The organism is Lactobacillus kimbladii (assembly GCF_014323605.1).
Classification (GTDB): Bacteria; Bacillota; Bacilli; order Lactobacillales; family Lactobacillaceae; genus Lactobacillus; species Lactobacillus kimbladii_B.
The window spans coordinates 210,249-222,051 of the sequence record NZ_SCMB01000003.1 but is presented as its reverse complement, the minus strand read 5'-3'; the positions used below and the strand labels follow the sequence as shown (position 1 = coordinate 222,051).

Genomic DNA, 11,803 nt, shown 5'->3' with positions numbered 1-11,803 from the left:
TATTTTATCAGAGTTTACAAAGTATGAGGATTAAAATAATAAATGATTTTTAACTGGAGGAGTCTATTTGACTAAAACAAGTAAAAAAACAAATTCTTATGATGACTCATCAATTCAGATTCTTCATGGTCTGGAAGCTGTGCGGAAAAGGCCAGGTATGTATATTGGATCAACTGATGTTCATGGTCTTAATCAGCTTATCTATGAAATCGTAGATAATTCAGTAGATGAGGCAATGGCTGGATTTGGTAAAGAAATTGACGTAACGATTCATAAAGATAACAGTGTGACGGTACGTGATTTTGGTCGTGGGATGCCTACAGGCATGCATAAATCTGGTAAGCCTACAATTGAAGTTATCCTGACTGTCTTGCATGCTGGTGGTAAATTTACCGAGCAAAATTATAAAACTTCCGGCGGACTTCATGGAGTAGGTTCCTCTGTCGTTAATGCTCTTTCCAGTTATATGGATGTTAAAGTTATACGGGATGGAATTGCATACGAAGAAGAGTTTAAAGATGGCGGTCATCCCGTTGGCACATTGAAGCGCTTAGGTAAAACTATGGAACCTACTGGTACCACCATTACTTTTAAACCAGATGAAAAAATTTTTTCGACTATTAAATATAAATATGAAACTATTCAGGAACGCATACGTGAGTCGGCTTTTTTGCTTAAAGGTGTGCGCTTTGTCTTAGTAGATGAGCGTGATCCCCAACATCATGATGATTTTAAATATGATGATGGTATTAAAGCTTTTGTCTCCTATCTGAATGAAGGTAAAGATACTTTAAGCGATATTTTTTATTTTTCCGGTAAACAGGACGAAATTGAGGTTGAGTTTAGCGGACAATATAGTGACAGTTATTCCGAAAACTTGGTTTCTTTTGTAAATAATGTGCGTACATCAGATGGTGGCAGTCATGAAGTAGGTGCACGAAGTGGCTTTACTCGTGCTTTTAATGATTATGCCAAAAAACAAGGACTGTTAGGTAAGAAAGACAAAAATATTGATGGCTCTGATTACCGTGAAGGTTTAAGCGCTGTTTTATCCGTTAAAATTCCAGAAGAGTTATTAGAGTTTGAAGGCCAGACCAAGGGCAAACTAGGAACTCCTCAAGCTAGATCAGTTGTTGATGCAATTGTTTATGAAAAAATGTCATATTACCTAATGGAAAAAGGTGAACTGGCACAAGAGCTGGTGAAAAAAGCACAAAGAGCAAGGGATGCTCGTGAAGCTGCGAAAAAGGCTCGTAACGAGAGTAGAAATGGCAAAAAACGTCATAAAAAAGAAGTCCTGTCTGGTAAACTAACACCGGCACAGTCTCGTAATCCAAAAAAGAATGAACTTTTTCTGGTTGAGGGGGACTCTGCTGGTGGTTCCGCAAAGCAGGGACGAGATCGTAAGTTCCAGGCAATATTACCTTTACGGGGAAAAGTTTTAAACACCCAAAAAGCAAAATTGCAGGACATATTTAAAAATGAAGAAATTAACACCATGATTTACACCATTGGTGCTGGAGTAGGTGCTGAATTTAAAGTAGAAGATTCAAATTACGATAAAGTAATCATCATGACGGATGCCGATGATGATGGTGCCCATATTCAGATTTTGTTATTAACCTTTTTCTATCGTTATATGAGGCCAATGATTGAACACGGTAAAGTTTATATCGCTTTACCTCCTCTTTATCGCTTGCAAAAAGGTCGCGGCAAAAAGGCTCAGGTAAAGTACTCTTGGACTGATGAAGAACTTGCTGCCGATGAAAAGAAAATGGGTCGTGGTTATGCTTTACAACGGTTCAAAGGTCTGGGAGAGATGAATGCTGAACAGTTGTGGCGAACAACAATGGATCCAGAAACAAGGCTGCTTATTCGGGTAAAAATTGACGATGCTGCCTTGGCTGAGCGCCGTGTGACTACACTAATGGGTGACAAAGCAGGTGCAAGGCGAAAGTGGATTGAAGAAAACGTTAAGTTCAGATTAGGGGATAATGTTTCAATCCTGGAAGAAGAAAATGAATAAAGAGGTTTTTAATTAATGGCTACAAAAGAACGAATTCGTGAAATGCCCCTTGAGCAAGTCATGGGTGAGCGATTTGGCAGATATTCCAAATATATTATCCAAGAGCGTGCCTTGCCAGATATTCGTGATGGTTTGAAACCAGTGCAAAGAAGAATCCTTTACGCTATGTTTCAAGATAATAATACATATGACAAGCCATTCAAAAAGGCGGCTAAAGCGGTAGGTAATATCATGGGTAATTTTCATCCCCACGGTGACAGTTCCATTTATGGTGCTCTGGTTCACCTTTCTCAAGACTGGAAAATGCGCGAACCACTAATTGAAATGCACGGTAACAATGGTTCAATGGATGGCGATGGTCCCGCTGCAATGCGTTATACCGAATCACGTCTAAGCAAGATTTCCAATATGTTGTTACAAGATATTGATAAAGATACAGTCAATATGGTCTTGAACTTCGATGATACTGAGTATGAGCCAACGGTTTTACCAGTTCGGTTTCCTAATTTATTAGTTAATGGTTCTACAGGTATTTCGGCTGGTTACGCTACCGAGATTCCACCGCATAACTTAGCAGAAGTAATTGATGCTACTATTTATTTGTTAAAGAATCCTGATGCAAGTCTTGATGATTTAATGCATTTTGTTAAAGGCCCTGATTTTCCTACAGGTGCCATTGTTTTAGGACAAAAAGGATTACGTGAAGCCTATGAAACGGGTCGAGGACGCATTCAGGTAAGAGCAAAAAGTTCAATTCAGGAAATTAGAGGCCATCGCGAAGAAATTGTTATTACTGAGATTCCTTTTGCTGTTAATAAAGCTTTGTTAGTTAAAAAGATGGATGAAATTCGTCTTAACAGGGAGATTGATGGCATAGCGGAAGTGCGTGATGAAACTGACCGTCATGGTTTATCAATCGTAGTAGAGTTAAAAAAGGGTGCTGATGCACAAAATATTCTGAATTATTTATTCAAGAATACTGAATTGCAAGTTTCCTATAACTTTAATATGGTTGCCATTGATCATATGACTCCTATGCAAGTTGGTTTAAAGCATATATTGTCTTCGTACTTAGAACATGAAAAAGATGTAGTAATCAAGAGAACCAAATTTGATTTAAATAAAGCTGAAGAGCGTCTTGAAATTATTCAGGGTTTGATTCACGCCATGGATATTTTGGACAATGTAATTAAGGTAATTCGAGCTTCTAAAAATAAAGCAGAGGCAAAGAAAAATATATCAGATAAGTTCAAGTTTACTGCACGGCAAGCAGAAGCAATTGTGTCTTTACAGCTATATAGATTAACTAACACTGACGTTGATGCTTTGGTTAAAGAGCAAAGCGAACTAAACGAAAAAATAGCTCGTTTTAAAGAACTTTTGTCTAATAAAAAGATCTTAGATAAAGAAATAATTAAAGAACTATCGACCGTCAAAAAGGAATTTGGTAATCCTCGACGTACTCAGATTTCTTCCGAAACAGCGAAGATTCAAATTGATGAAAAAGCGCTGGTAGCGGATGAACAAGTGCGTGTTTTAATCAGTCGTGATGGTTACTTAAAGAGGTCGTCTATTCGTTCCTGGCAGTCAAGTGATGATGAGGATAATGGCTTGCCGAGTGGGGATGACGTTGTATTTGAAAAGACCCTGTCAACGTTAACTAATTTATATTTATTCACTGACCGTGGAAATGTCATTTTTAGACCAGTAAATGAATTAGTCGAAACGAAGTGGAAAGAAACTGGTCAGCACCTGTCTCAAGAAATTGGCTTAAACGAAAATGAGAATATCATTCGCGTCTTTGATTTTGAGCAATTAGATCAAAAACTAAACTTTTTAATGGCAACTAATGATGGTTATATAAAACAATTGGAACTAAGTAATCTTCAGCCTACGAGGACTTATCGTTCACGCGCAATTACTGCAATGAAAATGAAAAAATATGACAGTAAGGTTGTTCGTGTTGATTTAATAAAACCTGAAAGTAATAAAGAGGTTATTTTATTTACGCATAAGGCTTATGCTGTCCGCTATGATTTGAGCGAAATTCCTGCATCTGGTGCCAAATCTTTTGGAGTCAAATCTGTGAATTTAAAGGATGAAGACTATGTGGTTTCGTATATAGTCATAAATCCTGATTATCTTGATTTAATTCGGATAGGCATTATTACTCAAAGAGGAGCTTTTAAGCAGTTTAAGGCTGGATTAGTCAATAAGGTATCCCGTGCCAAACGAGGAGTATTAGTTTTAAGGGAGCTTAAAACTAAGCCGCACCGTGTTGCTGCTGTTACTTCGTATGGCCAAGACCATACCCTGCTGATAACAACAACAAGCAGACGGCATATAAAGATTTCGACTTGTGATTATCCTTTGGGTGACAGATATTCTAATGGTTCTTTTGTATTAGATACGACAAGTGACGGTCATCCAGTTAATATAAAATTGGGAAGGCCTTTAAGAGCAGAATAAATTTTTATTTATTTAATGATATTAATAATTTATGGAAGGGCTTCAACAGATTTAAATATTACTTTGACACAAAAGGGTTTTTGATTGATAATAGCATATAAATAGAGCCATATTATTATTAAGATAGAAGGAATAATCTTATGCCTAAAACAGATACAATACTCTCAACCAAATCCCTACATTATTTTTTGCAATTAATTGATACCATGAACTACACTCAAGCTGCTCAAATCCTTGGTATTACTCAACCGGCTTTAACTCAGCAGATAAAGAAAATTGAACATGCAATCGGAACACCCTTGTTTGGACAAATGGGGAAAAAGCTTTATTTGACTGAAGCTGGTAAGCAGTTGCAAACGGGAGCAATTAAGCTGCTCGGGACTATTAACTCTGTTGTTAGCGATATACAGGAGTTTACTCAGGCTGACAAAGGCAATATTGCAATTGGTGTTTTAGAAAGCGTCAATTCTGATCTTCTTAGAAAATTTTTGGTTGAATTTAATAAAAATTATCCCAATATAACTATCAGTGTTTCTTATTTCAATCGTAAAGATCTTTGGTATAATCTTGATAATAATTTGGTTGATTTAGCAATGCTTTATCTTCCCGAAACTACTAAAAGGAGTCAGGCGAATTTACAAAATCAATACGAATTAATGAAAGTTACTCAAGACAAATTAATTATCCTAACTCACGATAGAAGTGTTGAAGCAGGGAAGTCCTATCCAGTTTCTAAGTTTTTAGGAAAGAAGTGGGTTCTTTATCCAGATAGCTTTTATTTAACTCAGATACTTAAGGGCAAGCTCGGTAGTAAGGTGAATGTAAGAAATAGTCTGAATGTTCCTTTAACTTTTACTTCTACCAAGGAGATGGTTGAGACAGCGCAAGACACAGGCTATAATACAATTGTAAGTGACTCTTATTACCGCCTAAATCAAAGTGAAATTAATTTGGTACCTGTATTTTTAAAAGGCATCAAAAAATTCACAATTTCACTTATTTATCGAAAGGGTAAAAAAGAGGTTCCACGTATACAAAACTTTTTGAAAGAATTTAAAAAGTTTTTGGAAGACTGATGTTGCCATATAATCTTGTAAGTTCTTTTGCTGTCAGACAAGAATTTAAAATTTGTTCTGTCAAGAATAGCTTTTATTAGGTAAACTAATTATATAAGTAAAATTTTAAAAAGAGAAAGAGGAAATCTAATGGAAAAAGAATTGGTCTTTGGTCACCAAAATCCTGACACAGATGCAATTGGTACAGCGATAGCTTATTCATATTTGCAGAATAAGCTGGGTTACAACACAGAAGCGGTTGCTTTAGGCGAACCTAATGATGAAACAGCTTTTGCATTAAAGAAGTTTGGTTTTGAAGCACCAAGAGTGATCAAAACAGCAGCAAATGAAGTTAAAGAAGTAATGCTTGTTGATCATAATGAACCGCAGCAAAGTGTATCAGACATTGATCAGGTTACTGTAACTCATGTTGTTGATCACCACAGAATTATGAATTTCAACACCAGTATGCCTTTATTTTATCTTGCTGAACCGGTAGGTTGTACTAGTACAATTATGTTTGGTCTCTATAAGCATTTTAAAGTGGAAATTCCTAAGAATATCGCTGGTATTATGCTTTCCGCCATTATTTCTGATACATTATTGCTAAAATCACCAACAACTACTGACAGAGATAAAAAAGCCGTTAAGGAACTTGCCGAAATTGCTGGTGTAGATTACGAAAAATATGGCTTGGAAGAATTAAAAGCCGGAACTAATATAGCAAGTAAATCAGAAGAAGAACTAATCGATTTAGATGCCAAATCATTTGAATTAAATGGCAAAAATGTACGAGTAGCTCAAATTAATGTGGTTGACTTGCCAGAAGCATTAGAGCGCAAAGAAGCCTTCCTGAAAACTATGAATGAGTCAGCAAATTCAGAAGGCTATGATTTGTTTATGCTGCTTATAACTAATGTACTCGATTCAGACTCAACTGCATTAGTTATAGGTTCAGACGAAGCTTTGGCTTCATTTGAAAAGGCATTTGGAAAAGTTAAAGATTCAGAAATCAACTTACCTGGTGTTGTTTCAAGGAAAAAACAGGTTGTTCCACCATTAACTGAAGCATTTAAGTAATTTAAAAAGCACGAAATAGATTTAACTATTTCGTGCTTTTTTTAATCTTTGTTAATTTCCTTGGCCAAAATAATGAATGATTTACATACTCTTTCAGCTTTGTCAGGTGACATTTTTCTAAGTTCATTAAGAACCTTCTTAATAAATACAGGAGTATTATCTTGATGATTTTCTACTTTAACTTCCTTAAAGCGGTAAGCATTCATGATAATATCTGGTGTAGTGGTATTTAAAGCTCTGGCAATTGAATCGAGCTTTTGAATACTAATGTTTTGATTTTTTGTTCTTTCCAAACGAGAAATAAAGTTAACCGATAAGTCACTTAGTTCAGCGAGATCCTCCTGGGTCAACTTTTGTTCGCGCCGCCTACGGCATATTTCTTTTCCTAAATTTATACTCATGGAATAAATTCAACCCTTTCAAAAAATAATTCCATATTCTATAATAACAGATTAATTATAGAAATAAACAATAAAACAAAAATAATAATGAATAAAACACTTGCTTTTGGCAAAATTATACTCAAACTAAATGTTTTAAACTATACCCCACATAGTATTGTAAGCTATTTTTTGGAAAAATAAAATAAAAAAGCACCAATTAATTAAACTTAAAGTGAAAAAGGAAAGAGTGGCAAATATTATATCAAAGCGTGGATACGCTTGCTAGAGGGGCAAGGAGAAAAGCGCTTAAGTGAAAAATCAAAATCCAATTGTTTTTATATATTTATCTATTATAGAAAACGCTTTTATTTATATTTTTACACTTATAACGTAAAAAGTTTAAATAAATCAAATAATATGAAGAAAATGGTTTAGTAATTATTTAATTTACAAATTTCACAAACAATAAGTATTATTTTGCCTAATGTAAGATACAATTTTTAGTTCAAAAGCAAATTTATGACAATCTAAATAAAAATTAGTTTTACCAATATTACTAATATAATCTAATTAGATATACTTTGATGAAAATAGAGTAGTATCAGAATGTCAGAAATACTTCTTTCATTGATTTTGCTTCGTATAATATATATTATGTAAAGTAAAATAAAAAATTGAAAGAGAGCTTATGAGATTGAGACTAGATTTGCCTTACACAAAAACAATTTTGTTTTGAGATTGTTACAGGTCAATTGAGAGCTCGTTAAAATCAAAATCAATGCATAATTTTTGATCAGTTGTACATTGAATTGTCATTAAGCCTCCTTTGAAACGACTTGAACTTTTTATTGATGAAAGTTTGAGTTGTTTTGTTAATAATACTGAATGCTAAAAAGTCACACTAATATTTTTTATGAAGTCATATACGAATAGTTTTGATAATAGTTGAGTAATAATGGTCAAAATTTCAATTTTAAGTATAAAAAGTCTGCTCGCATAATTTTTTTCAGTTTAAAATATGTGATTGATATTAAACAATTTTTTAGTTGCTTTCATTAAAACTATAATTTTAATGAAAGATATTAAATTAATAAACAAGTTCAACTTTTTTGTATTAGTTGGTTGATTTTTAGCAAAACTGAATATCATCTTTTAGATAAGTTTCAATTAAAGTCGAAATTTCTATTTCAAACTTTTTAAAAGATTTATCCTAAAATATCAAAGCAGTATTTTGTTTAATTAAATGTAATTTTCGCCTTTCCCTCTCCTCTATCCCATAATAAGTATACACGACACAAACATACATTCTAGTTTTGTTTTATAATGAATCATATAACTTAATAATTGAAGCTAGGAGAAATTTATTACGTGGAAACAAAGAAATATTTAGATCTAATTGATGAAGAATTAAATAAAATGCCTGATTTTGTTAAAGAATACAATTTTGGCACAAGTTACTCTTTAGCTACGTCCTATCAGTATCTGACAGAAATCAGAAGATTTTTTGATTGGTTGCGTCATGAAGGTGTTTCAAAAGCTAAAAATAATCAAAATATTGAAACACAAACTTTAGCTCACCTGCAGCGCAATGACATCATGCTTTACATTAATTATTTAGGTCATACCAAGAATAAACAAGGCAACCTGAATTCGCCTACTACAATAAATCGGTCTATTAATGCCCTGAGGTCTCTTTTTAAGTTTTTAACCATTACTGCCGATAATATTAATGGCAAACCATACTTTGAACGCAATGTCATGCTCAAAATTGATTCTCTTAATAATACCAAAACTTTAAACTATCGGGCCCATGTTCTTGAATCGCACATGTACACAGGAAAATTAAAATACCAGTTTTTGGATTTTATTGAAAATAATTATGAATTTAAATGCAATAAACATGCTTTACCAGGATTTAAAGCAAATAAAGAACGCGATATGGCAATTATTGCTTTAATTTTAGGAACTGGAATAAGAGTTTCTGAATGTGCAGGAATTGATTTGCCAGACATTAATTTTAAAAAGGCTACATTGGACGTAACCCGCAAAGGTGGCCAACGAGACAGCGTACCAATTGCTGAATGGACGCTGGTTTACATCAGAGAGTATAAGAAAATAAGAAAGCAACGTTATTTGGCAGTCAAAAGCGATTCAGCATTTTTCCTGACTCGCTGGCATAATAAAACACGTCGGATCACCACGAGCGCTATCGAGAAAATGGTTAATAAATATTCAGCTGCTTTTGGTCACCCGCTCACTCCCCATAAATTACGTCATACAGTGGCTTCTGAACTATATGGAGTAACCAAAGACCAAGTACTGGTAGCTCAGCAACTGGGCCAAAAAGGAACCTCAGCAACCGATTTATATACTCATGTTGATCAAAAAAAGCAGCGTGCTGCATTAAATGAGATTTCAGAGGCAGATAAAAAGAACAGTGATCACAAACAGGCTTGATACAGAGTCTGTTTTTTATTCAAATTTTGTTTGCCAGTTAGGATTTTGATTCGCTTCAAAACACATTTTTATTTCTGCTAAAGAATTTCGTGGCAACGACAAAGGTGGTAAATTATCAAGTTCAAAAAATGAACATTTATCAGTTTCGGTATTCTTTGAAAACTTTCCACCCAAGTCTTTACACAAAAAGATGACATTACATACATTAATAGCTCTTTCAATTCGCTCTTTATCATAAATATTAGTTGAATGGTTATTCACTGCAATAATTTGTTCAACTTCTATTTTATGCCCGGATTCCTCTTCGGCTTCTTTTATACAATTTTCTTTAACAGTTATATTTGGTTCACACCAACCACCAGGCATTGACCATAAATTATCTGTAGTCTCTTTAACCAGTAAGATTTTTTGTTTGCTAAAAATTGCAGCTCTAGTAGAAACTTTAGGTGTCTGGTACCCATCATCACTACTGAACAAGCCTTTAACAACATTTATTGATAGTCCAGTTTTTGCTGCCATCATTTCGGTAGCAATCTTTCTTACTTGTTCGTATCGCTCCCTATCAAAGCGATCATAACCATATTCTATACCGTTTTGAGCAATACTCTGTAACTCTACAGCCCATTTTGTTATTTGATCCATTTGCTTTTTCATACGTATCCTCACATTTCTGTAACAAAAAAAGCAATCTTACAAAAGGTTGCTTTTATTTAGTCAAATCGATTTTATCAATATCAATCATCCATCCAATGGCAAAAGACTTTTCTCCTAGATGCGTGGCAATAACAGGGCTAAATTTCGTAACGGAAATGTTTTGCTCTGGAAATTTTTCTGTTAAAAATGCTTTAGCTTCGTCTACCTGACTGCTGTCATTGGAGTCAATAATAAAGAGCTTGATTTTATCTTTATAAGGCAATTGATCTATTTTTTTTACCGTTAATTTTTTAATTTTGATAAAAGCTCGTTTCATAGAACGAATTTTGTCAAAAGCTACTATATTGCCATCTTTAAAAGTAAGCAGCGGCTTGATATTTAGCATTGAGCCGATAAAAGCACCGGCATTGCTTAAGCGTCCTCCTCTACTTAAATTATTTAAATCATTAACTACGAATATTTCATCAATAGTTGAACGGATCTTTTCGAGTCGAGTTAAAATTGTATCCAGATCAAGACCATTTTTTATCATTTTGGCTGCTGCCAAAACCAAATTTCCTTGTAAGCGAACAGTCATTCTTGTATCAATAGCATGTAAATTATATTTTGGATGATTTTCAGCAATATTACATAATGTTTGATAAAAACCAGAAATCCCGCTGGAAAGTGTAATAGCAATAATGGCTTCATAACCCTTATCATTTAGGCTATCAAAAAGACGAATTAAATCGCCAGTGCTTGGCTGAGAAGTTTTAGGAAAATCTGCTCCCTCTCTCTGCATTTTAAAAAGCTGATCAGAAGTTATATCAACATTTTCCAAATACTCTTTTTTACCTATAATGATTGGAATTGAAACAACAATAATGTTATTTTTTTCTGCCTCTTGTTTTGTTATGGCACTAGTACTATCAGTAACTAAAGCAATCTTCATCTAACTTACCTTTCGCTTTTGTGTGTACAACATACAAGAATTATAGCATAAAAAAATAAGTGTTTCGACCATCAACTATAGTGAACTTTTTCTCTCTGTTTTCTGCACGAGTTTAGCAAAAGTTTGGTCAAATGCTCTTATTTCTTGCTCTGTTAAACCATGCAAAAGTGATGCTTCTATTTCTTTTAAAACATTTCTCAGTTCAGAAATTTTTTTCAACCCCAGATCATTTAACAGAACTGTTTTGCTTGAGTCACTTTCTGACCTTCTAATTGTTACAAAACTCATGGTTTTCTTTTGTTGCAATTGTCTGCTTAATGTTGAAAGTGATATTTTTAATTTTTCAGCTAAATCTCCCATTTTTAAAGCAGTATTACCATTATGGTAAAAATAAAGCAAAATTCTGGTTTGCGAAAGATTTAACCCGCACTTTTTATTTATTTCGTTTTTAATATTTCCAGCAATTGTGCTAAAAGATAAAACGTCCATTTAACTACCTTTTCTGATTAAAACATAACATAAAAATATTTTATAAACTTAAATTTAAGCAATATTAAAAGCATGAAAATGCATAAAAAGCTAAACGAAAAGTTGTGAAACATTCATGCTTAATTGTATAGTAATATTTGCTACTATTATTTTTAGCTTATAAATATTTATATTGATAACTTTAAATCTATATTACCAGTATATCAGTTTTTTGCAATGATTTCTTTAGTTAATCAAAAAATGATTACTATATAATTAG

9 protein-coding genes are annotated in these 11,803 nt (G+C 33.6%); 5 read left to right on the top strand and 4 right to left on the bottom strand.

The features are described 5' to 3' along the window. The first annotated feature begins 67 nt into the window (after positions 1-67). From parE to ERK18_RS06175, 4 genes are all read left to right on the top strand, one after another. Positions 68-2,026, top strand: coding sequence for a DNA topoisomerase IV subunit B (parE, locus tag ERK18_RS06190; protein ID WP_187154730.1), 1,959 nt, complete (start codon positions 68-70; stop codon positions 2,024-2,026). Positions 2,027-2,041: 15 nt separating this feature from the next. Further along, positions 2,042-4,495 carry a DNA topoisomerase IV subunit A gene (gene parC, locus ERK18_RS06185; RefSeq protein ID WP_187154729.1) on the top strand — a complete coding sequence of 818 codons (2,454 nt, stop codon included), beginning with the start codon at positions 2,042-2,044 and terminating at the stop codon, positions 4,493-4,495. Positions 4,496-4,635: 140 nt separating this feature from the next. Continuing rightward, a complete protein-coding gene (locus ERK18_RS06180; protein ID WP_187154728.1) occupies positions 4,636-5,571 on the top strand; it encodes a LysR family transcriptional regulator in 936 nt (311 codons plus the stop codon). Positions 5,572-5,700: 129 nt separating this feature from the next. After that, positions 5,701-6,630 carry a manganese-dependent inorganic pyrophosphatase gene (locus ERK18_RS06175; protein WP_187154727.1) on the top strand — a complete coding sequence of 310 codons (930 nt, stop codon included), beginning with the start codon at positions 5,701-5,703 and terminating at the stop codon, positions 6,628-6,630. A gap of 41 nt (positions 6,631-6,671) precedes the next feature. Here ERK18_RS06175 and ERK18_RS06170 read toward each other — a convergent pair whose 3' ends face one another. Next, positions 6,672-7,031: a helix-turn-helix domain-containing protein gene (locus ERK18_RS06170; protein WP_034979176.1), complete on the bottom strand. Its 360-nt coding sequence runs from the start codon at positions 7,029-7,031 to the stop codon at positions 6,672-6,674. 1,350 nt (positions 7,032-8,381) lie between these two features. Between ERK18_RS06170 and xerS the strand changes: the two genes are divergently transcribed. After that, entirely contained in the window at positions 8,382-9,470 is a 1,089-nt protein-coding gene (xerS, locus tag ERK18_RS06165; RefSeq protein WP_187154726.1) for a tyrosine recombinase XerS, read from the top strand. A 15-nt stretch (positions 9,471-9,485) separates the two neighbouring features. Here xerS and ERK18_RS06160 read toward each other — a convergent pair whose 3' ends face one another. The 3 genes from ERK18_RS06160 to ERK18_RS06150 form a co-directional block, all read right to left on the bottom strand. Further along, positions 9,486-10,124, bottom strand: a complete 639-nt coding sequence (locus ERK18_RS06160) for an NUDIX hydrolase (protein ID WP_261982445.1) — start codon at positions 10,122-10,124, stop codon at positions 9,486-9,488. A gap of 52 nt (positions 10,125-10,176) precedes the next feature. Beyond that, positions 10,177-11,055 (bottom strand): DegV family protein, encoded by an 879-nt coding sequence (locus ERK18_RS06155; RefSeq protein ID WP_187154725.1) that lies wholly within the window; start codon positions 11,053-11,055, stop codon positions 10,177-10,179. Between the two features lie 75 nt (positions 11,056-11,130). Continuing rightward, positions 11,131-11,544, bottom strand: a complete 414-nt coding sequence (locus ERK18_RS06150; RefSeq protein ID WP_187154724.1) for a MarR family winged helix-turn-helix transcriptional regulator — start codon at positions 11,542-11,544, stop codon at positions 11,131-11,133. Positions 11,545-11,803: the final 259 nt, after the last annotated feature.